The organism is Marinitoga piezophila KA3 (genome assembly GCF_000255135.1).
Classification (GTDB): Bacteria; Thermotogota; Thermotogae; order Petrotogales; family Petrotogaceae; genus Marinitoga; species Marinitoga piezophila.
In genome coordinates, this window is record NC_016751.1 from 1,415,127 (window position 1) to 1,439,210 (window position 24,084).

At 28.4% G+C, this 24,084-nt stretch carries 24 protein-coding genes; 15 read left to right on the plus strand and 9 right to left on the minus strand.

The window, feature by feature from the left end; translation table 11 throughout:
* The 5 genes from MARPI_RS06705 to rimO are packed head-to-tail and all read right to left on the minus strand — an operon-like array spanning position 1 to position 4,025.
* Complete coding sequence (locus MARPI_RS06705; RefSeq protein WP_014296835.1) at positions 1–471, minus strand: regulatory protein RecX; 471 nt, start codon at positions 469–471, stop codon at positions 1–3.
* Positions 452–1,603: a recombinase RecA gene (recA, locus tag MARPI_RS06710; RefSeq protein ID WP_014296836.1), complete on the minus strand. Its 1,152-nt coding sequence runs from the start codon at positions 1,601–1,603 to the stop codon at positions 452–454. Before recA ends, MARPI_RS06705 begins: the two co-directional genes overlap by 20 nt.
* Positions 1,596–2,186, minus strand: coding sequence for an RNA 2',3'-cyclic phosphodiesterase (gene thpR, locus MARPI_RS06715; RefSeq protein WP_014296837.1), 591 nt, complete (start codon positions 2,184–2,186; stop codon positions 1,596–1,598). Before thpR ends, recA begins: the two co-directional genes overlap by 8 nt.
* The gene (gene pgsA / locus MARPI_RS06720) at positions 2,173–2,724 is read right to left on the minus strand and encodes a CDP-diacylglycerol--glycerol-3-phosphate 3-phosphatidyltransferase (protein ID WP_014296838.1); all 552 of its coding nucleotides are present in this window, start codon (positions 2,722–2,724) and stop codon (positions 2,173–2,175) included. The genes thpR and pgsA overlap by 14 nt, the downstream gene beginning before the upstream one ends.
* Positions 2,721–4,025, minus strand: coding sequence for a 30S ribosomal protein S12 methylthiotransferase RimO (rimO, locus tag MARPI_RS06725; protein ID WP_014296839.1), 1,305 nt, complete (start codon positions 4,023–4,025; stop codon positions 2,721–2,723). The genes pgsA and rimO overlap by 4 nt, the downstream gene beginning before the upstream one ends.
* 161 nt (positions 4,026–4,186) lie before the next feature.
* On the opposite strand from rimO, the gene MARPI_RS06730 reads away from it, so the two are divergent.
* On the plus strand, positions 4,187–6,757 hold the full coding sequence (locus tag MARPI_RS06730) for a YncE family protein (RefSeq protein WP_014296840.1): 2,571 nt from the start codon (positions 4,187–4,189) through the stop codon (positions 6,755–6,757).
* Between the two features lie 32 nt (positions 6,758–6,789).
* Here the strand turns inward: MARPI_RS06730 and MARPI_RS06735 are convergent, their stop codons facing one another.
* The 4 genes from MARPI_RS06735 to MARPI_RS06750 are packed head-to-tail and all read right to left on the minus strand — an operon-like array spanning position 6,790 to position 9,897.
* On the minus strand, positions 6,790–7,857 hold the full coding sequence (locus MARPI_RS06735; protein ID WP_014296841.1) for an alanine racemase: 1,068 nt from the start codon (positions 7,855–7,857) through the stop codon (positions 6,790–6,792).
* Between the two features lie 2 nt (positions 7,858–7,859).
* Positions 7,860–8,807: a cation diffusion facilitator family transporter gene (locus MARPI_RS06740; RefSeq protein ID WP_014296842.1), complete on the minus strand. Its 948-nt coding sequence runs from the start codon at positions 8,805–8,807 to the stop codon at positions 7,860–7,862.
* Entirely contained in the window at positions 8,807–9,631 is an 825-nt protein-coding gene (locus tag MARPI_RS06745) for a PHP domain-containing protein (protein WP_014296843.1), read from the minus strand. The genes MARPI_RS06740 and MARPI_RS06745 overlap by 1 nt, the downstream gene beginning before the upstream one ends.
* Positions 9,632–9,672: 41 nt before the next feature.
* Positions 9,673–9,897, minus strand: a complete 225-nt coding sequence (locus MARPI_RS06750; RefSeq protein ID WP_014296844.1) for a hypothetical protein — start codon at positions 9,895–9,897, stop codon at positions 9,673–9,675.
* Between the two features lie 170 nt (positions 9,898–10,067).
* On the opposite strand from MARPI_RS06750, the gene MARPI_RS06755 reads away from it, so the two are divergent.
* The 14 genes from MARPI_RS06755 to MARPI_RS06820 are packed head-to-tail and all read left to right on the plus strand — an operon-like array spanning position 10,068 to position 24,043.
* Complete coding sequence (locus tag MARPI_RS06755; protein ID WP_014296845.1) at positions 10,068–11,192, plus strand: type II secretion system F family protein; 1,125 nt, start codon at positions 10,068–10,070, stop codon at positions 11,190–11,192.
* Positions 11,193–11,603: a hypothetical protein gene (locus MARPI_RS06760; protein ID WP_014296846.1), complete on the plus strand. Its 411-nt coding sequence runs from the start codon at positions 11,193–11,195 to the stop codon at positions 11,601–11,603. It begins immediately after the preceding gene.
* On the plus strand, positions 11,597–12,115 hold the full coding sequence (locus MARPI_RS06765) for a hypothetical protein (RefSeq protein ID WP_014296847.1): 519 nt from the start codon (positions 11,597–11,599) through the stop codon (positions 12,113–12,115). The genes MARPI_RS06760 and MARPI_RS06765 overlap by 7 nt, the downstream gene beginning before the upstream one ends.
* A gap of 7 nt (positions 12,116–12,122) precedes the next feature.
* Entirely contained in the window at positions 12,123–12,515 is a 393-nt protein-coding gene (locus tag MARPI_RS06770) for a hypothetical protein (protein WP_041638548.1), read from the plus strand.
* Positions 12,512–13,099, plus strand: coding sequence for a hypothetical protein (locus tag MARPI_RS06775; protein ID WP_014296849.1), 588 nt, complete (start codon positions 12,512–12,514; stop codon positions 13,097–13,099). Before MARPI_RS06770 ends, MARPI_RS06775 begins: the two co-directional genes overlap by 4 nt.
* Entirely contained in the window at positions 13,096–15,294 is a 2,199-nt protein-coding gene (locus MARPI_RS06780) for a type II secretion system protein GspD (protein ID WP_014296850.1), read from the plus strand. Before MARPI_RS06775 ends, MARPI_RS06780 begins: the two co-directional genes overlap by 4 nt.
* Position 15,295: 1 nt before the next feature.
* A complete protein-coding gene (amrB, locus tag MARPI_RS06785) occupies positions 15,296–16,102 on the plus strand; it encodes an AmmeMemoRadiSam system protein B (protein WP_014296851.1) in 807 nt (268 codons plus the stop codon).
* Between the two features lie 24 nt (positions 16,103–16,126).
* Positions 16,127–16,468 carry an Asp23/Gls24 family envelope stress response protein gene (locus MARPI_RS06790; RefSeq protein ID WP_014296852.1) on the plus strand — a complete coding sequence of 114 codons (342 nt, stop codon included), beginning with the start codon at positions 16,127–16,129 and terminating at the stop codon, positions 16,466–16,468.
* 12 nt (positions 16,469–16,480) lie between these two features.
* The gene (locus MARPI_RS06795; RefSeq protein ID WP_014296853.1) at positions 16,481–18,145 is read left to right on the plus strand and encodes a DAK2 domain-containing protein; all 1,665 of its coding nucleotides are present in this window, start codon (positions 16,481–16,483) and stop codon (positions 18,143–18,145) included.
* Positions 18,146–18,159: 14 nt separating this feature from the next.
* Positions 18,160–19,017, plus strand: a complete 858-nt coding sequence (locus MARPI_RS06800) for a glycine--tRNA ligase subunit alpha (protein ID WP_014296854.1) — start codon at positions 18,160–18,162, stop codon at positions 19,015–19,017.
* A complete protein-coding gene (gene glyS, locus MARPI_RS06805) occupies positions 19,010–21,046 on the plus strand; it encodes a glycine--tRNA ligase subunit beta (protein ID WP_148265157.1) in 2,037 nt (678 codons plus the stop codon). Before MARPI_RS06800 ends, glyS begins: the two co-directional genes overlap by 8 nt.
* Positions 21,047–21,072: 26 nt before the next feature.
* Positions 21,073–22,185, plus strand: a complete 1,113-nt coding sequence (locus MARPI_RS06810; RefSeq protein ID WP_014296856.1) for a TM0106 family RecB-like putative nuclease — start codon at positions 21,073–21,075, stop codon at positions 22,183–22,185.
* Entirely contained in the window at positions 22,185–23,087 is a 903-nt protein-coding gene (gene era / locus MARPI_RS06815; protein ID WP_014296857.1) for a GTPase Era, read from the plus strand. Before MARPI_RS06810 ends, era begins: the two co-directional genes overlap by 1 nt.
* Before the next feature lie 35 nt (positions 23,088–23,122).
* A complete protein-coding gene (locus MARPI_RS06820) occupies positions 23,123–24,043 on the plus strand; it encodes a nucleoside hydrolase (RefSeq protein ID WP_014296858.1) in 921 nt (306 codons plus the stop codon).
* Positions 24,044–24,084: the final 41 nt, after the last annotated feature.

Sequence of the window (24,084 nt, forward strand, 5' to 3'; positions counted from 1 at the left end):
TTATTCACCTCCATCTTCTGCCAAAACTTCTTCTATTTGATAAATTTCAAATCCTCTTTTATACAAATACTCTTTTATCTTTCTTGAATCTTTTCCCAATCTTTTTTGTTTTTTCACTATCTCACGAATTATTTCTTTCAAATTTATTTCTTCCAATACTTTTTGTAAAGCTTTATATATAATCTCTTCTTCTATATGATATTTTGAAATTAATTCCATTTTCAATAAAAATGGTCCTTTGTAATTAAAGGTGATTTTATCATATAGATAATAATATGCAAATAGCTCATCATTAATCATATCAAAGCGTTTGAGCTTTTCTATTACCTCGTCAACGGTTTCTTTATAAAAACCTGTTTCGAGCAGTCTTTTTCTTAATTCATATTCTGATCTTGCTCGATACTTTAATAAGCTAATGGCCTTTTTTTCTGCCTGCATAATATCTGTAGGATCAATCTTCTTTTTCTTCATTATTTGTAATTTCTTCTCCTTCTGCTTCTTCTAAGGTGTTAGATGGATTTTCCACTTTTTCTTTTAAATCATCTGGAATTGGTAAATCCATTTCTTTTCTTATTCGATATTCAATTTCATCAAGTAAATAGGAATTTTCTTTTAAATAATCAAGAGATTTTATTTTACCCTGTCCCAGACTAATTTCATTGCCATTTAAATCTGTATAGGAGAACCATGCTCCACTTCTTTTTACGATATCATGATTTACAGCAATGTTGAAAATATCATTGATTTTTGCTAACCCCTGGCCATAGATCATATCAACCTTTGCTTCTTTAAATGGCGGAGCCACTTTGTTTTTTACAACTTTGATGTTTACTTCGTTACCATATGCATCTTTACCTTCTCTTAATGTGGTACCTTTTCTTACTTCCATTCTTATTGTTGAATAGAATTTAAGAGCTACACCACCTGCTGTTGTTTCCGGATTTCCATAGGCTACACCAATTTTCATACGTGTCTGGTTAATAAAAATAACTATAGTTTTTGACTTATTAACGCTTCCAGCAAGTTTTCTCAATGCCTGAGACATTAATCTTGCCTGAAGCCCGACGTGTGAATCTCCCATATTACCTTCTATTTCTGCCCTTGGAACCAAAGCAGCAACAGAGTCTATAACAACAAGATCAACGATATTTGAACGAACAATGCTATCTACTATTTCAAGTGCCTGTTCTCCAAAATCTGGTTGAGAAAGAATCAAAGTGTTAGGATCAACTCCTAACTTTTTTGCATATTCAAGATCAAGAGCGTGTTCAGCATCAATAAATGCTGCTATACCGCCTCTTCTCTGAACTTCAGCAATTGAATGAAGAGCAAGGGTTGTTTTACCACTTGATTCATTACCGTATATTTCGATAATTCTTCCTCTTGGATATCCACCAACACCTAAAGCAATATCAACAGATAATACACCTGTTGGAACTATATCCAGCTTTCTTTCATCTTCCAGACCTTTTCCCAGGATCATTATAGAACCCTGACCATAATTTTTTTCTAACTCTTTAACGAGTTTATCGAGCATTTCTTCTTTATTTACACCTTTGTTTGAACTGACACTGCTCTTTTTATTTGATGCCTTTTTAGCCATTAATAATCAAACCTCCCTCAAAATCGATGGTGTACAACCTCTTATATATGGGTCCCTTTTTGGTTAATGTTGAAGAATATATACCAACAGAACTTACTGGAACCAGAACTCTTTCTACAGGTAATACCGCTATGAGCTTTTCCCAGAATTCTGGTGCCTTTTTTATTCTACCGACTGTAAGATGTGGATGGAATTGTTCTTCACTTTCAGAAACATGAATACCTGATAATTTTAAGGATTTTATAACCTCATTGTGTAACTGTTTTAGAGTATTTCCACCGTCTACTCCCAGCCATACAACACGTGGAAAATTCCTGTTTTTAAAATATCCAACCCTATTAACTTCAAATGCAAATGTTGGAAATCCGGTTATTCTTTCTTCCATTCTTTTTGCGATTTCTGCTATTTTTGTGATATGAGTATCTCCAAGGAAATATAGGGTTAAATGAATATTTTCGGGTTTTGTCCAGTTTCCCTTAAACCCCATTCTTTCCAATCTTACAATTGTATCTCTCAATATATCCTGAATACTTTGATTTACTTCTATTGCTATAAATGTTCTGATTTTTTTATTTCTGTCCATTTTCCTCCCCCTTAAATCCTGCTATGTTTTTTACCAGATAATTATATCCCGAAAAGATGGAAAAGAAAGCTGTAATCCATATTAAAAATGTATTTATACTATTTAAAAATGAAAACTGAACGCTTAAGTATAATGAACCAATTAAGATAGTCTGAGAAAAGGTTTTTAATTTTCCCCACATATCTGCAGCCACTACAATATTTTTATTTGCCAGAAACATTCTCAATCCACTAATGAAAATATCGCGAACTATAATAATAGCCACAAACCAACCTGGAATTAAATGAATATCCAGAAAGGCTATAAACAAAGCATTTATTAATATTTTATCCGCTATCTGATCCATAAATTTTCCAAAATCACTAACAAGATTATATTTTCTCGCAATATATCCATCTAATAAATCTGTTAAAGATACTAATATATACACAAAAAAAGCTATTATATAGAGATTTTTGTCATATGTAATCATAAACATTGGAATTGTTGCTATTATTCGTATAAAGGTTAATATGTTTGGAACAGTCCAGAGATTCATACTGTAAAGCCCTCCATATCATATTCAAATGTATTGGTTATTTCAACTTCGACAAAATCTCCAATTTTTATTTCTCTGTTTGAGGATACAAATATATTTCCATCAATTTCAGGTGCATCCATATATGTTCTTCCAACATATACATTATCCTCTAATTCTTCTATTAACACTTTTAATTTCTTTCCTTCAAATTGTTCTAATTTTTCCAGTGAGATTTCTTTTTGCAATTCCATAAGTTCTTCAAGTCTTATTTCTTTTGTTTTTTCATTAACTTTTTTATCAAAGGCATATGAAGGTGTCCCTTCTTCATCATAATATGTAAAGGCTCCAAGTCTATCAAATTCCATTTCATCAACAAATTGAATTAATTTTTCAAAATCCTCATCCGTTTCACCAGGAAAACCCACTATAAATGTTGTTCTTATTATGCTATCTGAATTTTTTCTTATTTTTTGTATAATTTCTTTTAATTGTTCAACCGTTCTTATTCTTCCCATGCGTTTTAAAACATTATTTGAACCATGTTGCAAAGGAATATCAAAATAATTTACAACTTTATCCAGTTGATGTATAGTATTTATAATTTCGTCATTGATGAAATCTGGATGTAAATACATAACCCTAATCCAGAAATCACCTTCTATTTCGTTAAGCGCTTTTAAAAGCTCTGGTAAAGCCTGTTTTTTATATAAATCCACACCATATAATGTATTATCCTGGGATACAAGTACTATTTCTTTTATTCCTTTACTTATGAGGAATTTTGCTTCATTTACGATATCTTCTATTTCCCTGCTTGAAGGATTCCCCTTAAAATATGGTATAGAACAAAAAGCGCATTTTCTATTACATCCATCTGCTATTTTTATATATGCATATGGTTTATCTGGAATAACTCTAAAATCACATGAATATACATCATATGGCTGTTCTAATTTAAAATAAAAATTACCTTTATCTATATTTTCAGCAATTAACGAAGGCGGAACAACACCTATAAGACCATCTACTTCTTTTAATTCTTTTTTTAAGTCTTCATAATATCTTTCAATAAGACAGCCAATAGGAATGACCTTTAAATCCGGATTTTCTTCTTTTAATGCAACAAGATTAAATATTTCATTTATAGATTCTTCTTTTGCAGGTTCTATAAATCCACATGTATCTATTATTGCTATATCCGCCTTTAGCGGATTATCTATTATTTCATATCCTCGTTTTATAAATTCTCCCTTTAAAACATCCATATCTGCCTCATTTTTGGGGCAGCCAAGTGTTAAAATATATATTTTTTTGCTCATAAAATCCTCCTAAAATTATTCTCAAATTTAATTATAACATAATTTTTTCATTACAGGAAAAGATGTTTCACAAATAAAGAAATTTTTACAATGTTACAGTTTTTTTTATTCGAAAATTTTTGTTATAATCTTAGTGGATATTTTCAATGGAGGTGGGGATATTGAAAAGATTCTTTTTTTTATTTTTTTTAATAGTTCTGGCTATTGTATCCTTTTCTATTAATTACGGAAAAATTGATCAAAATCGTTTTGTTTTAAGAAATATTAAAGAATACGCTGATAAACATTGGTGCAAAATCGAAACAAAAAACATTATATTTCATTTTGAAAAGGACAGCGAATTTGCCAGGTATTCAAGAATAATAGCCGAAAGAGAACAACAAAATCTTGATAAATTATTTGATTTTTTTAAACTCAAAAATGTGAAAAATAAAGCAAATGTGTATATATTAAAGGATTTTGAAATGAATAATATCATAGATGTTGGGGGATTAAATACCGGTGGTAGTACAATTTATACTACCAGCTGGGCTTTACGTCATGAATTAATACATTTTGTTGAAGCACAATTTGAATATGAAAAATACCAAAATGAATATAAAAAGGATAAAATACATTCTGAAATACTTGTTGAGTCAATTCCTCAATATTTTACCTCAGGATATAATACTGCGTATTTAAAATTTATTTTTAAATACGGGAAAAAACTTGATTTTGATAATCCAGATAAAATGCTAAAAGAAATGGCAAAAAACGATAATATATACGCATATGGTTCTTCATTTTTTGAGTATATGTTGCAGCATTATACAATTGATGAAATAAAAAATCTTTACATAAATTACTTTACGAATATTGAAGATATTTCTGGAAAAAACTTTGATGAATTAATAGGCGATTGGCTTAAATGGGTTAAAAATTATTCTGGAAATTCATTTAATGGTATATATGCTGCAAATTATTTTTATTATTTATATTATGAAAATTATATTATAGGAAATATTCAGCTTCAAAATATATATAATCTTAAGGGGGAAATTGGTTTAAATTATAATAATCAAATAGTTGGAAGAATAAATAATTCTATTGCAGTATATGATCTTTTTAATAAAAGGTATTCTCTTTATAACGGAAGATTTTTATCCTATATTGATAATAATTATGTTATAACCTATAACTATTTGGCAGATTATATAATTATAAATATATATAATAAAAACACCGGTCTTTTAATTCATAAAATACCTTTAGAAGTTGATAAACCTGCGCTTATTAAAGGAGATATTTTAGATAATATATTTGTGTTTTCAACTGGATATGAAATATATAAGTACAACTTAAATACAGGAAAACTACAGAAAATAATAGATAATATAAATACCGATGTTGTAAAAAGAATTGGAAATAAATTACTCCTTGGAAATGAAGACGGAACGGTATCTATTTTTGAAAACAATAAAATTACAAAAAGTATTAAAATCTCAGACTGGTTTATAAAGCATATAATTCCTGCAGAAAATTATATTATAGTAACCTCCGGATTTAATAAAATAACCATTTTAGATAAAAACACTTTGAAAATAGTAAAAGAACTATTTTTAGAAAATGATTATCTCAGCCAGATTTCAAATAACAAAAATTATCTGTATGTATTATATCTTTCCGGTAAAATACTGAAAATAGATTTAAATACATTTAAAACTGTTAATATTATGCATGTTGGAAGGGTTGCATATCCTGAAATAGGATACCTTACAAAAAATCTATTTGCAAAAAATATCGATGGATATTTAAGGTTTTATGCTCTGGACTATACAATACCTGAAAATAAAGAATTATACAGAAAAATTCGTAGCTTAAAGGACTATCCAGATTATATCGAAAACGAAAAATTACTTTTTAAAACAGAAAATAATATAAATAATTACTGGAAAATAGGAGATTATGAAATAATAGAAAATGAATTTTGTGAAGTATCAATAAAAAAAGATGGAAATGAAATCTTAAATATAGAATTATTTGATTACCTTTCAAATTTAAAAATAATAAAGGATATTTTATTTATTTCATGTAATGACGGTGAAGTTAGATTATATAACTTAAAAAATGGCAAAGAACTATTTGAAGACCAGAAATTGCAATTATCTGCAGACTTTGATGGTGATTATATCTATTATGGAAATAAAAACAGAGAAATAGTAAAATATGACTATAAAAATAAAAAAATAGTAAAAAAATACTATGGAAATTGGGGATTGATTTCGGAAATCAAAAGAACACCTGACAATAAAACCATGATTTCATATTATTCAAAAGACAAATTTAAAAGATTCACAACCTCGCCATCAAACAGGATTATAATTCATTATAACGATAAACCAGAATATGATAGAACAATTGTAATTCGTTATCCAGTAAGAACAATAATTCCATACTCCAGCGATAAACTTCTTGTTGAAGATACAAAATTTAATTTATATATATATAATATTTTCACAGGCAATATGGAGAAAATAATATCTCATTCACTTAGAAAGATTATTTCGCTGGATATATATAATGGAAGGATAATATTTACAGATGGAAAGTTTATATTAATAAAGGATATAAATACAAATGAAACTATAGCGAAGTATATTACTGATTATGAACATATAACCTTTGTAAAATGGATTTCTAATACCACATTTATTTACGGAAGCGATAATAAAATATATAGCTACTCTTTTTAATTAACCCCCCGGCTAAATACCCGGGGGGTTAATTATTTATGGATTATTTTTTCAACATATTTACCTGTCATTACTTTTAAAAGACATCCATAACTCATTCTGAATTTTATAGTGTCTCCAAGCTTATATTCTTTTTCAGAATCAGTTACATCTACGATGGTATGGTCGCTACTTGCGTGCAATACTTCTAATTTTTCATCTAAAGGAATAAGTCCATCTGCGATAATATCCTGTTCACCTATAGCCAGAATGGCTTTTTTTCTTATTCCTTTATCTTCAAATTCTGGTTTTCTTCCAAAAGCATCAAAACCTATTTCTCCAACAGGTACTGAAGGTTTATCCTTTAATTCTATAATTTGTGCTTCTAAAATCATTGTATCAACATTGTTTCCTGGTACAATTCTATTATTTGTTACATCGGTTCCGCATATAATAGATTCGCCAAGTCTGAAATGATTAATTCCTTCAGGCAATAGATTTTTCTCTACAAGCGGTAATGCTGCAGTATTTCCACCGGACACTATTTCAATTTTTATGTTTAATTTTTCCTCAATCTCTTTTTTTATGTTCAATAATGTTGTCATATTTTCTTTTGAAGGTAAAACTCCACCAAAACATCCAAGGTTTGTTCCTATACCTTTGAGTTTTATATTTTTAAAATCTTTGACTTTAGATATTTCTTCTACGGCATTTTCATACCATACGCCTTCTCTTAAATCACCAACATCAACCATATAGATTATATCCTGTATTTTTCCAGTTTTTTCAGCTGCATCATTTATCCATTTTACTGTTTCTATTTCAGAAACAAGTGTAACGTCAACATATTTAACCAACAGTTCTATTTCGTCTTTCATAGGAATTCTTAAGAGCATATATTCTGCATCAATACCGGCATTTTTCATATCAATTATATTTTGTATTCTTGAATCCCCAATTGATTTAACGCCAGCTTCTATTAAAGCATTTGCTACATCAATATTTCCGGCGGTAACTTTTGTAACAGCAGTAAATGAAATTCCTCTTTCTTCAAAAATTTTTTTGATGTTTAGAGCATTTTCCTTTATTTTTTCAGGATAAATATGAACTACAGGATACACAATTATTCCCCCTTCATGTGTTTTATATTATCTATTGATAATCCAAAACATTCCTTTTCGGCATTGCCATATGGTTCTACGTGAATTATTATATCTTTAATAGCAGGATTTTTTTCTTTTATTCTTTTTTCCAATTCTGCACATATTTCATTTGCTTCTTTTACTGTCATTTCCGGTGGCAATTCAATATGCATATCAACAAAATATCTATGACCAAATTTTCTTGCCCTTATTTTATGAGGATTTTGTGCTTTGGCTGTTTTGCATGAACAGTTTGCGACGAGTTCATATAATTCTTTTAGTTCAGGGGAACTTTCCATTAATTCACTTGATGATTCCATAAACTGTTCAAATCCTGTTTTTAAAATCATTAAAGATACAAAAATAGCTAATACGGAATCAATCCACCATAATCCTGTGAAGTATAGAACTAATATTCCTATTAAAACAGAAGAAGAAGTAAAAACATCATTTCTCATATTTAAAGCATCTGCAATTGTTGCGTTGCTATTTATTTTTTTTCCTATATATAATCTATATTTGTACAGGGAGTACTTTACCACTACGGAAATAGCAGAAATAATAACTACAAAAAGCAGATTATCTATATTTGCATCATGATTTATTAAACGTTTTATGGAATTTGTAAATACTTCTATACCCGCATACATTATTATAAGAGATACAATTTTTGTGGCTATTGTTTCCGCACGTTCATGTCCATATGGATGTTCAATATCCGGTGGTTTATTGGAGATTTTTCCTGCGATTAATGTCATAACAGAGGTTAATATATCTGTTGCTGTGTCAAGACCATCGGCTAATATAGCCATACTATTGGTAAAGAATCCAATACCTATTTTGAGTATTGCAAGTAATGCGTTTGCAATTATGGAAACTATAGATGATATGGTTGATAATCTTTCTCTTTCTTTGTAATTCAAATTCATCACCCTTTTAATACATCTATAGATTTTTTTAGGTATTCATCTTCCACGCTCATTCCAAGGTCAATTTCAGGTTTGTTTTCTCCGTGGAAATCACTTCCTGCTGTTATCATTAATCCTGTTTTTAAAGCAATATCCTTGAAAATTTCAATTTCTTTTCTTGTATGTTTGGAATAATAAACTTCAATACCCCATAATCCAAAAGGTTTTAAATAGTATATTAAATCTATAAGTTTCGATGGAGATAATTTTAAATACTTTGGATGAGCAATTACAGGATAACCCCCAGCCTGTTTTATTAAAGAAACAGCTTCTTCTGGTTGTAATTTTTGTTTTGGAATATATGCAAGTTTTCCGTCTCCAAGATATTTATCAAAAGCTTCTTCTCTATCTTTGACATATCCTTTTTTTAACAGAACACGTGCAAAATGTGGTCGACCAATAACATCTCCCTGAGCTTCTTCGGCAACTTCATCTAAGGTTATTTCAAAACCAAGTTCTTTGAGTCGTTCTATCATTAAATTATTTCTATTTTTTCTATAATCCTGAATTCTATTAAGTGTGGATATTAATTTTTCGTTATTTATGTCAATGCCATATCCCAAAAGATCAAACATATTTTTAAATTTGCAACTGATTTCTACGCCAGTAATATAATTTACATCATATTTTTTTGCAAATTCAATAGCTTCTTTTTGTGCATCTATATTATCGTGGTCTGTTATAGAATATAATTCTAAATTTTTTTCTTTAGCCAATAATATTAGATCTTCTGGTTTGTATGTTCCGTCTGAATATGTTGAATGTGAATGTAAGTCTAAAAGCATTTTTTCCCTCCAATAACTAATGCGGGCATTAAAGCCCGCATTTAAGCTAAAATATCCAGATTTTTTCCCTGATACATATCACCGATTATCCTTACTAATTTTCGGGTTAAACCATCCTGTTGATAAACTATAGCGTTTAATAGATTATCAAAGTCCTGGCTGGTTTTTTGAGCCATTTGCTGATTAGCTGCAGATGATGCAGCATTTCTGGTATTGATTTGAGGTGTATATTGATATGAGCCAACTCCCGATACACCATTAATCATCTTTATCACCTTCTTTGTTTTCAGGGTCCATTATATATATCGTATAAAAAAATCGGGGCTTTACAGAATAATTCTACCATATTTATCCTTTTATGTCAAAGCTTTTTAAATTGTACATGATTATGATATAATTTTTTTCGGATTGTTTAAAGGGATAGGGGGTATAGTCTATGAAACTCTTTTATTTCGAAGGCGAAGAATATTCCAGAGAAATAAAAGGATATGTATTTGGAAAAAATGAAACAGATGCACTTAAAAGGGTTAATAAAAGTATTTTAATAAAGAAATTCGAATTTGTGAAAAGAATAAAATTTAAGAAGTTATCTCAAAAAGAACATCTTACCTTTATAAAATCTTTAAAAGCATTACTGGCAACCAATATTACATTTTTTGATGCTGTAGATTTAATGAGAAAAAATACAGGGATTACATATCAATTAAAGGTTGCACTTGATTTTATTGTAAATAATTTAATAGCTGGTAATACATATGTGGAAAGTTTACGTTCCGCATATTTTTTTGATTATGAATTAAGGGTATCGCTTTCTGGTGTTTCAGATGAAAAAGAAATGATTAAAATGCTTGAAAGGCTTGAGAATATATATCAAAATAGAATTAATAATTATAAAGAATTTAAAAATATAATTGCTTACCCTTTGTTATTGTTTTCTGCAATAATATCCCTTCTTTTCTTTCTTCAATTTTATATATCCCCTATTTTTTCAAAAACATTTAATGTAAAATTTAATTTTCTTTTCTCCTGGGGGATAATATTATTGTTTTCAATTATTGCTATAGCCGTAGCTGTTCTATTAAAGTATAGAAGAAAATTTGATAAAACAATATATAAAATCCCCTTTTTAGGTAATTTATATATGAAGTTTTATTTGCTGGAATTTATTGAGAATACATTAATTTTTATAGAAAGTGGGGATACTTTATATTCAGCATTTGAAAAGAGCTCGGAAATTGCAACATCTAAAAAAGTAGCGGAAGAAATAAATGAGATGCTTTTGAAAATAAAAAATGGAAAAGATTTATCCGATGCATTTAAAGACAGCTCTTTTGGTGAATTAATATATGCACTATCTTTATCAAATGATATTGGAAATATGAAAAAGCCATTGGAGATAATGGAAACCCATCTTAATCTGGAAATAGGTACTTATGTTCAAAAATTAAAAAAGATATTTGAACCAATTTTAATATCAATATTGTCCGTTATAATTTTAGAAATTGTATATACCTTTTATAATGGGATGTTTAATGCTATTAATATGTTTGAGGGGATATAGATGAAGTCAAAAAAAGGATTTATACTTTTTGAAGTGATTGTTGTACTGTTAATAGAAAGTATTTTAATATTAGTTGCTCCTATAATTATAAAACATACATTTTTTGAAGACATAAAAAAGAGAATAGATTTTGTGTATATGATGGATACTTTTGTGCAGGCAAAGTATCATTCTATAGATTTTAAAAAGAAGAATTCAAGGGTTATAGTAGCAGGTAAAATATATTTTATTGGTAATATATTTCTTCAGCTTCCATACACCCAGTATAAAAATTATGCTCATGTATATCAATTTTTTAATTTTATGATGCAGGGGCCTGGAGGAACTATATATATAAACGATAATGTATATTTAAGATTTTCAATACTTCCTGTAACTTCGGCCTTTTCATGGGGAGGGATAAAGTGGTAAAAAAGTATTATTATAACAATAAATATCTTTTTAAAGAAAAGATAAAAGAGAAATCTTTTTTTGGAGAAAAGAGAATAAATATTGTTCATAATTACGGAATTATAAAAAAATTCAGTGATAAAGATGAATTAAACATGTATATTATAAATAATGCAAGAGATTACGAGAGTTCAAAGGAAAAGGTTGGTGTTATAGATTTAGGAGAAAATATGTATTATTTATATTTGAAAAAATCTATGTTTAAATACAGATTTTCAATTAAATATGATTACTATATACCAATAAATTTATTATTATGGAAACACCTTTCTAATAATGATTTTTCAAAATATAAAACAATAGTATTTGAAATTCAGGAAAGAAAAATTCTTTATTATAGAGAAAAAGAGTTTTTTGAGTATGGAATATATATAAATAATGTGTCAGAAGATATTTATTGTGTAAATCTGGATTGTGAAAAAATAAAAAAAATAATATTAGAAGGTGATTTTAAAAATGTTGTGGGGGTTTGAATCTCGATTGAGAAAATATTTAAATATATTTTCCTATGTGATATTATCAATTTCAATAATATTTATGGGATTTTCTATATATTACTACAATAATAAAATTTATGAAATTAAACTCAATTATATTGATAATAGAGAAAAGATGTTTCAGGAATACAAAAAAAGAATAGAATTAGCCAGAAAGACTAATGAAGAATTTTTTAATTTTTTAAAATTTCTTGAGAAACTTGAAACTGAAGTTCGTATATTATCTCTGAAATATTCTGCTAATACAACACTGGAAGCGACAATAGCAGTATCTATTAAAGATTCGGTTGAAATAGTGGCACCATTTGAAATTGAAGAAAAGGGAGATATAGATCTGGTATACAAGCAATATAAAATACTGGAGTTGAGAAAATGATATATAGATACGCTCTTTCAATAATAATTATTATAATTTCTTTGTTTATTATGAATAAAACACAGGTAAATATCCCGAAAAAAAGTGTGGAAATTCCTCAGTATAAGATAGCATGTTCTGAAAACCCGATAATAAAAAAAAATCTATCCTCAATTGAAATATCCAGTATAATATCTAAATTGGAAAATGAAAATGGAGTAATAATAGACAAATTATTTTTGAGAAAAAAAGATATTTTTGATAATAGTTATGATATATATATTGAAAGACAAATTCCTGAAAATGTTAAAGTTATAAATATTCAGTTAGAGAAACAAAATAAGTATAAAAATTTCTTTCAAGGGATAGATTTTGATGTAGATGAACTCTGGAAAGAAAAAAATTTTTTACCTGAATCTGAAATATTAAAATTTGCAGGTGTTGTAGAAAATGAAGGTAATTTGATAGGATATGTATATATAGGAAATCAATTAATAAAATTGAAAAATGGAGAAATAAAAAACGATAAACGGGTTATAAAAATATTTAAAGATGGTATATTGTTATATGACAATAACAAAAAAAGATTTGAGGTGTTGAGATGAAAAAATTATACATACCATTTATTCTTTTTTTGATGATGTATATAAATTTATTTTCATATAAAATAATTATTGATCAAGTGGAAAATACAACAATTATTAAAATTACCAATATTTTAACATCTCTTGAGATGTTTAACAGAGAAAATATATATAAATGCATATTTTCAGATAATATAAAATTTGAGGATAAAACTATGGAGATTTATCGTGGGCCTGTAAAAAAAATTCATACATATAATAATATTATTGAATTTGAAACGATATTTCCTGTTAATAAGGGAGATATAAAAATCAATAAACTGGATAATAAAAATTTGGAAATAATTGTAAAAGGATTTGGTGAAATAGGAGATAAAGATTATTATTTTAAAAAGATATTGATAAAGGATATTCTTGAAATGGTATTGGATGAAGTAAAGTTGAATAGGTATTATATAGATCCAGTTCCAGAAAAGTATATTTCTTTAACACTGAAAAAGTTTTATCCAGAAGATATTTTCAGAATATTAATTCAAAAAAGCGGATTAAAGTATTTTTATATAGATGAAAATAACATACTTTTTTCAAAGTTAAATATTGAAAAAACAGCTTTTCCAATAATTGTTCGCGAAAATAATGCGAATACCAAAAAGGAAGAGTATATTTATAGCTTAATAGAATCTAACATACCTGATTTTTTGGGATTAATCAGGTTTATGGGAATAAAAGGAATTAAAGTAAATGAAAATGTATATCTTATATACGCAACAAACGAAAAAACAGAACAGATAAAAAAAATAAATCATGCAATAGAAGTGATATATCCTGAAAAGAATGGAGAGATACATTTAAAAAAAGTTGAAAAAAATGGAGAAAACTCCGCAAAAATGCAGAAATCAGACGAAATATATAAAGTTGATATAATAAAAAGCAATTATGATTTGAGAAAATTAGAAGCTTTTTTTGATGTGGAAATTTCGCAAATTGCAACAACATTATATCTGGTTAAAGGGGAAAAAATAGAAAAACTTAAAGAAATACTGAAAAAAATAGAAAATATTAATATTAATTATAATAATAAAAAAAGTAATAATATAAATAATAAAAATAACATTAAAATTGAAATAATAGAGTCAAAATTAGATTTATTACCTTTTAATAAAATTTTTAAAGATACTATAATTCAAAAGATAGAAAAAAATTATATAATAAGAGGGAAAGAAGAAGATATAGGCATTATAAAAGATTATATAGAAAAATTCGAAAATGAAGAAGAGATTTCCGATGAATCAGATGAAGCGACAGATGTAAAAGCAGATATTTCATTACTGAAACAGGGTATAATTAATAAAAATAAAGAAAAAAATGAAACAATTTCTCTGTATAAAATTATTGAAAAATTTGCAAAAGAAAAAAATTACAGTTTGATAAATAATGATGATTTAAAAGCTATTTCGGTGTATAATTATAATGTAGATTATTCAAATAAAAAAAATATTGAATATCTTTTAAATGAATATAATTATATATTGGAAGATAAAGAAGGGATTTTGATAATAAAAAGCAAAATCCCAGAGGTTATATCAATAGAAATATCTATAATCGATTCTTCGATTTTAGAAGAAACAATAAGGAAAATAGAGAACAGGTTTAATTCTAAAGATATAGTGGCATCTTTAAATAATGGAATAATTACACCACAGTTATATGCTGAAATTATTGAGGCGGTATTTGATGTAAAAAACATTAACTCAAAATCAAATTCGCAACTATTATCTAAACCCAAAATAATAGTAAAATCTGGAAGTAAAGCTATGTTTAAATCTGTTTATAGAGTACCTATAGTAAATGAGTCTTCTATACAGTATATAGAAAGTGGATTGTTTCTTGAAATAGAACCGAGATATAATAAATATCAGGATTTAATAGATTTAGATTTATCTTTAAAAGTCAGTGAACCGGAAAAATCTTCAATATCTAAATATAATGCGGAAACATCACGCGAATTAAAAACAAAGATGTTAATAAAAAATGGTTATGTTGGAGTTATTGGTGGATTAAAATTATTAAAAAAGGAAAAATTAAATACCGGAGTCCCGTTTTTAAAAGATATCCCTTTTTTGGGCGAATTGTTTAAAACAACAGAAGAGAGAAATCGAGAATATAATTTGACATTGTTTATTTGGCCAAAACTAACAGGATATGGAGGCGAATAAAATGAGATATCCTGTAGTGGCTGGAACATTTTATCCTGCTGATTATGAAGAATTAAAAAAACAAATTTCATCTTTTTTTGAAAGATTTGAAGAGATTGAAATACCTGAAAAATCAATTGACTTAACGGGATTAATTGTTCCGCATGCTGGTTATGTTTTTTCAGGACAAACAGCGGCATATGGATATTATGAATTGATGAAAAAAGGAAAAGTAAAAACAGCAATAATTATTGGACCTAATCATACAGGTGTAGGTCCATCTTTGTCGGTATATCCAGAAGGTTCATGGTTAACCCCGTTTGGAACCATAGATGTGGATACGGAAATTTCTAATTTTATATTATCTGAATTGAGAATCAAAGGAGATATTATAGCTCATGAATATGAGCATTCTATAGAAGTGCAATTGCCGTTTTTGCAATATTTATATGGAAATGATTTTAAAATAGTTCCTATAATAATGGGAGTTCAAACATTAGAAATGTCGAAAAAGTTAAGTAAAGTTATAAAAAAATTTGCTAAAGATGGTGTGGTTATAATTGCATCAAGTGATTTAAATCATTATGAAAATCATGAAGTAACCCTGGAAAAGGGAAATTTTATTATAGAAGCCTTAAAAGAAAAATCGCCTGAAAAGGTATATGAGTATATAAAAAAATATAATATAACAGCATGTGGATTTGGAGCAATAAATACATTATTATATACAGGATTTGAAAATGTAAGAATATTACATCATACAACAAGTGGAGAAATATTTGGAGATTATGAAAGAACCGTTGGATATCTTTCGGCTATACTCGAATAAATAAAAATAACGGAGGTGTTATTTATGATTATAGAAACAGATCTCGGAACAGTGACCATAAAACCGGAAGTATTTAATGAAATAGTATATAGAGCAGCACTTGAATCATATGGTACTGTAGATATTGGAAAAGGTGGTTTATTAAATAAATTGGCATCTGTATTACAAAAGCCACAGGAAAAAGGTGTAGAAGTAATTGAAGAGGATAATAAGGTAACTGTAAATCTTTATATTTATATGGAATATGGTCTTCCTTTAAAAAGGGTTGCTGCTAATGCCCAGGAAAATGTCTATCATCGTATAAAGGAAGCTCTGGGGGATGTAGACGTAACAGTAAATGTAAAAGTAGTAGGAATAAAAATTTAAAGAGGTGAAAACATGAAGGAATTACATGCAAAGGATTTTTATATAGCATTTAAAAAAGCAGCAGAAACCCTTATAGTGAAAAAAGATGAAATAAATGCATTAAATGTATTTCCTGTTCCGGACGGGGATACAGGTTCAAATATGTCATCGGGTATGCTTGAAGCATGTGAATGGCTTGATAAGACTAAGAATAAAAATAAAATGAAAGATATAATGAAAAATATGAGAGATGGATTGTTAATGGGAGCCAGAGGAAACTCTGGAGTTATCTTATCTCAAATCTTTAGAGGTTTTACAGAAACCCTTGAAGATAAAGAAGTTGTAACTACAAAAGATTTTATAGAAGCTTTGAAAAAAGCGAAAGAGGTTGCATATCATGCGGTTATTAAGCCTGTTGAAGGTACAATGCTAACATTGATTAGAAAACTCGCAGAAAGAGCAGAAGAAGAATTATCTGATATAGAAGATTTTGAAGAGTTTATAAACAGATTATATGAAATTTCAGAAGAAATAGTAGAAGAAACTCCAAAATACTTAAAAAAATTAAGAGAAGCTAATGTTGTAGATGCTGGTGCAAAAGGGCTTAGCTATATAATAAAAGGTTTTAGAGATGCTATAAATGGAGATACTGAAGTAGATTTAAAGAATATAGAAAGTGCTTCAGCTGAAGAGATTAAAGAAATTGCATACGAAGAAATAAAATTCCAGTATTGTACAGAATGTGTTTTGAAATTAAATGATCCGGATATTTCAAAGGAAGAATTGGATAAAATAAGAGCATTTCTTGAAGAATTAGGTGACTCTATAGTGCTGGTTCATCAGGGAGATTTCTTAAAAACACATGTACATACAAATCATCCTGGAAAGGTTTTTGAAGAATTTTTATTATATGGAGAACTATATAAGGTAAAAGTTGATAATATGAAGGTACAACATGAACATGTAACTGAAACATATACTGCCGAAAATACTACAGATAATACAGAAGAACAAAATGAAGTTTTTGAAACAAATAATGAAAATTGGGGAATAATAACCGTTTCTCCGGGAGACGGATTGACTCAGATATTTAAGAGTTTAGGTGTTGATATGGTAATATTTGGTGGCCAAACAATGAATCCAAGTGTAAAGGATTTCATGGAAGCCATAGAAAAATTGCCACAAAAGAAGATATTAATATTGCCAAATAATCCAAATATTATACTTACAGCAGAAAAAGTTGCAGATATGGTTGAAGATAAAGAAGTATTGGTTGTAAAAACAAAGTATATTCAGGAAGGCGTAGCTGCAATGCTTGCATTTGATGATACAATGGAAAAGGACGAATTAAAAGAGGCAATTGAGTCTGAAATCTCAGCAGTTGTTCCTATTCAAGTAACATATGCAGTTAGAGATTCTGAAATAGCAGGAGAAAGCATTAAAAAAGATGAATATCTGGTATTTGTGGGAAAAGAATTAAAAGCACATGGATTTGATTTAAATGAAGCTGTTTTAAAGGTATTAAGAGAAAAATTGGCTGAAGGATTTGAAATAATGACAATATTCTATGGTCAGGATATAGAACAAAAAACAGCAGAATTAATAGCAAATGAATTAATGGAAGAATTTTCAGATTTAGAGGTTGAAATACACAATGGCGGACAACCTCATTATCCGCTGTTAATTTCACTTGAATAAAGGAGGAACTGACATTGTATATTCAGGATTTAATATTAAAATTAGATAAATTCTGGTCTGAATATGGTTGTGTAATAGAACAACCTTACGATATGGAGATGGGTGCAGGAACTTATCACCCATCAACATTTTTTAGAACATTAGGTGAAAAACCATTTAATGTTGCATTTGTTCAACCGAGTAGAAGACCAACAGATGGAAGATATGGTGAAAATCCAAATAGAATGCAAAGGTTTCATCAATATCAGGTAATATTAAAACCGTCACCAAAGGAATCCCAGGAAATTTATATAGAATCTTTAAAGGCGATAGGAATTAATCCAGATGAACATGATATACGTTTTGTAGAAGATAACTGGGAATCACCTACACTTGGTGCCTGGGGAGTAGGTTGGGAAGTATGGTTAGATGGAATGGAAATTACGCAATTCACATATTTCCAACAAATGGGTGGAGTTTCATTAAAACCTATTTCACTTGAAATTACATATGGAATAGAAAGACTTGCTATGTATTTGCAGGGAAAAGAGAATGTATATGAAACAATGTGGAATAAGTATGTGAAATATGGAGAAATGTTCAAAGAAAATGAAAGACAGTTCTCAATCTTTAATTTTGAAAAAGCAAATATAGAAGTGTTGTATAATCTTTTTGAAACATATAAAAACGAATTTGAGTATCTTATTGAAAATAAATTATATTTACCTGCATATGATTATCTTGTAAAAGCAGCGCATGCGTTTAATTTACTTGATGCAAGAAATGCAATAAGTGTAAATGAAAGACAGAAATATATACTTTTAATTAGAGACATGGCAAGAAAGACAGCACAAACATACCTCGAAGCAATTGGAGGAGAGAATGATGAATAAAAAGTCATTACTTGAAATAGGCGTTGAAGAATTACCTTCAAGTGAATATGAAAATATAATTACTCAGTTATATCAAAATATGGAAGAAGAATTAAAAAAACATAATATATCTTATACAAAGCTGGAAGTTTTCATTGCCCCAAGAAGATTTGGTGTTTATCTTGAAGGTTTACCAGAAAAAGAACCAGACATGATAATGGAAAGAAAAGGACCTGCTAAAAAGGTTTCATTTGATGAAGACGGAAATCCAACAAAACCATATCAGGGTTTTTTAAGATCTCTTGAAGGAACAGAGTATGAAATTGAAGAGAAAGAATTAAAAGGCAATATATATTTATTTGCAAAGATAAAAAAAGCAGGTAGACCTATTTCCGAATCCCTTGCAGAAATATATCCAGCTGTAATAAAAAAATTGAGATTTAAAAAACCAATGAGATGGTCAAATGGTGAATATGAATTTGTTAGACCGGTGCATTGGATAATGGCGTTATTAGATTATGATATAATAGATTTTGAATTGTTCGGAATTAACTCTTCAAGAAGAACTTTCGGGCATAGATTTATGAGTAAAGGCGAAGTATTTATTTCCAGACCTGATGAGTACTTTGACATATTAAGAGAAAATTTTGTAATTGCTAATTACTCAGAAAGAAAAGAAAGAATTAAAGAAGAGTTAGAAAAGGTTGCTGTAAATAATGAATTGGAAATAGAAATGGATGAAGAATTAATAAATGAAATTGCTCAATTAACAGAATATCCGGCAGCTGTTGTGGGAACATTTAACGAAGAATATTTAATGCTTCCAGAGGAAGTAATAAAAATAACAGTTAAACATCATCAAAGAAGTTTTGTTGCAAGAAAAAATGGTAAGATTTCAAATAATTATATAGCATTTCAGGATGGATTAAGTGAAGAAAAAAATGTTGTAAACGGTTATTCGAGGGTTATTAACGCAAGACTTGACGATGCAAAATTCTATTATGATGAAGATTTAAATACACCTGTTGAGGTGTATTTAAAGAAATTAAATCAAATTACATATCAGGCTGGTCTAGGAACATATTTAAATAAAATAAATATAATGATGAAAATTTCAGAATTAATAGCAAAATCATTGGATTATAAAAACGAAAATCTCATAAAAGCAACAGAACTTTCAAAAATAGACATACCTTCACATATAGTTTATGAATTCCCGGAATTACAGGGAGCAATGGGAAGGATATATTTAAAACATCATAATTATTCTGAAGATGTATATATTGTTGCTGAAGAACATTATAAACCAGTTGAAGAAACCGATACTTTGCCTTTGGAACTTAATTCTTTAATAGTTTCTATGGCAGATAAACTTTATGATATAGTTGGATTCTTTGGAATAAATAAAATTCCAACAGGTTCAAAAGACCCATTTGCTTTAAGAAGAAAGGCATATGGTGTATTAAGAATAATAATAGAAAACAACTGGGATATAGATCTTGAAGAACTAATGAGAAAAATTTCAGAATTAATAGGTGTTGAATATAAGGAAAATGAAATTTCCGAATTCTTTAAAAATAGGTTTGAAACTTATTTATCAAGAAAGAAAATCTCTTCAGAGGTTATAAATACAGTTTTGGTAAATTGGAATAAACCATTAAGAGCATATCTTGCAGCAGAAGCTTTAAATGAAGTTGCAAATTCCGAAGAATTTAAGGTATTTATAAAAACATTCCAGAGGGTTCAGAATATATCTAAAAAGCATAATTCATTGAAATATGAAGGAAGATTATTTAAAGAAGAAGCAGAAAAGCAATTGTTTGAAAAATACCTTGAAACCAAAGGAAAGATAGAAGAAAAATTAGAAAGATTAAGCTACAAAGAAGCAATAGATGAATTATTAACCATGAAAGATAGTATTGACAATTATTTTGATAATGTATTTGTTATGGATAAAGATGAGAGTATTAGAATGAATAGATTGGGATTTTTGAAAAATATAGCCAATCTATTCCTTGAATTTGGAGATATATCCAAGTTATACAGTTAATAAAATAAAAAGTTGGAGCTGAAAAAATGGATTTGTTAAATTATCAAAATATAAAAAAATGTCCGTATTTTGTTTCAAGTTATAAAAGGCCGGGGAAATACTTTGATATAGAATTAAATGGAGTAAAAATTACAGCCAATTATGATGATTATGATAAAAGACGTAAGGTAATAAGGATATCGAGAGAATCAAGAAAATTAAAACTAAGTCATATATTTCATATAATTAGCGTATATCTTTACTTTAAAAAAAAGGGTAAAGAAGTACGCGGAGTTGAAATAACCTTAGAAAGCAAAATGCATTATTTTTCAGAAAGATGGATTATAAAAAAGCTTCCAACTTTTGAAAAAGAAATAGAAACCTTTAAACGATTAAATGAAAAAAATCCCGGCAATTATTGTAAATTCTGTAAATTAAAAAGCAGATGTCACAAAGAATTGCTTGAAAAAGGCAATCTAAATATAGTGCCAGGTATTTCAAAAAGTTACCTGAATCTTTTAAAGGATCTGGGAATTAATCCTTTAAAAACAGTTGAAAAAAATAGAATTGAGCAGGTTCCTCCGCAGTTCAGGAAACCATTATATAACTTAAAATCATTAATGGAAAATAAACCTATAATAATAAATAAATTTGATATTCCTGAGAAATACATAGTATATGATGTGGAAACTTATAAAGAACTTGATTTTCTTCATGGAATATTATATCAGGGAAAATATAAACCATTTTTAAATGTTCAGAATACAGATGATAACCTTGAAAAATTTTTGAAATTTTTAAAAGGAACAAAAGAGATAATTGTGCATTATGATGTATATGATATAAAAAGATTGCAATTAATTACCAAGAATCGTTCTCATTTATATAAATATCTCGATAAAATTGAAAACAGGTCATATGATTTATATGAAAAGATTCAAAAGAATGTGGCATTACCTGTAACTTCATACTCTTTAAAGGATATCAGTCGTTTCTTTGGATTTAAATGGAGAACAGACCTCAATGGATATGCAATATTTATTGAGTATAAAAACTTTCTGCGTGGAAATAAGGAAAGTCTGGATAAAATAATTACATATAATGAAGATGATTGCAGAGCTACTGAAAAAATAATGAAAAGCTTAAAGGAGCTGATGTAATGAAAAGCGGATTTGTTGCTGTAGCGGGAAAGCCTAATGTTGGGAAATCGACATTAATAAATGCATTAATGAAGAAAAAGGTTGTAATAGTTTCTGATAAACCACAGACTACAAGAAATAGGGTAAACTGTATCTTAAATACTGAAAATGCACAAATAGTATTGGTAGATACTCCGGGTATTCATAAACCCTTGCATAAATTTGGGGAATATATGGTAAAGATAGCGGTTAATGCCTTAAAAAGCCAGGATATGGTTTTATTCCTTGTTGATCCTATTGATCAGGTGAGGGAATCAGATATTAATATAGCTAAAATAATAAAAGAATCAAATATCCCAACAATATTGGTAATAAATAAAATTGATGCAGCAACACCAGAGCAGGTTCAGGAAGCAGAAACAAGAATAAAAGAAGCTTTTGAAAATGCAAAAAATTTAATAGAAATAATAAAAATTTCAGCATTAACAGGTGAAAATCTTGAAGTCCTTATGGATAAGATAATAGAAAATTTACCAGAAGGTCCACAATATTATCCAGAAGATATGGCAACAGACAGACCTCTTGCTTTTATGATTTCTGAATTAATCAGGGAGAAAATCTTCCATTTAACTTCAGAGGAAATTCCACATTCAACAGCTGTTGTTGTTGAGGAAATTACAGATAAAGAGGATCTGGTATATATTAGAGCTGAAATATATGTTGAAAGAAAGTCTCAAAAAGGTATTATAATAGGCCAAAATGGGCGTATGATAAAGAAGATAGGTATGCTTGCAAGGAAGGACATAGAAGCTTTATTAGACGATAAGGTATATCTTGATTTATATGTAAAAGTAAAAGAAAAATGGAGAAAAAAAGACTCGATAATCTTAAACACAATAGGATTAAAAGATGATTTAGAATAATTGTTTATTATATATATTTGACTGGGGGGGAAAATGTGAAAAGAAAGATAATCCTTGACTGTGATCCTGGACACGATGATGCAGTGGCAATATTACTTGCAGGTATTTCAGAAAAAATAGATTTATTGGGAATAGTGTCTGTTGCAGGTAATTCATATGTAGAAAATACTACACGAAATGCATTAATACTTACGGAAATGGGAAAAATAAATGTTCCTGTCTTTCAGGGTTCTGCGAAACCTTTAATAAGAGATCAAATAGTGGCACCGGATATTCATGGAGAAAGTGGTCTGGAAGGAGCAAACCTTCCTTTACCTACAAAAAAGGTTGAAGAGAAAAATTACTTAGAATTTATGGCTGAAAAGGTAAAGGAAAATCCTGGCAAAATAACCTTTGTTGCTGTGGGTCCTTTAACAAATATCGCCAAATTTGCTCTGAATTATCCGGAATTAGTTTCACAGGTAGAAGAACTGGTAATAATGGGTGGAGGAATAGAATTTGGAAATGTGAAACCGCGTGCGGAATTTAATATATATGCGGATCCAGAAGCAGCGCAAATAGTTTTTAATGCTGGTTTTAACCTTACAGTATTTCCACTTGATGTTACACATCAGGCAAAGATACATATGAATGAAATAAAAGAAATGCAAAAATTCAGTTCTGAGATAGTATCAAAGATGGGAATTTTATTGGAATTTTTTCACCAGACATATTATGATGTTTTTAAAATAGAAGGAGCACCTTTACATGATCCATGTACAATAGCTTATTTAATAAAACCGGAGTTATTTGAATTCAAAGAATATTATGCTCAGGTTGAGGTAAAAGGCGAATTGACATATGGAGAAACAGTAGTTGATTACTGGCAATTTGAAAAACCAAATTCAAAGTGGGCATTGAAGGTAAATAGAGAAGAATTTATAAAATTATTATTTGAAGAATTAAAAAAATATTAGTAAATATAATAAAAAACAACAAAAGCCTATATGGCTTTTGT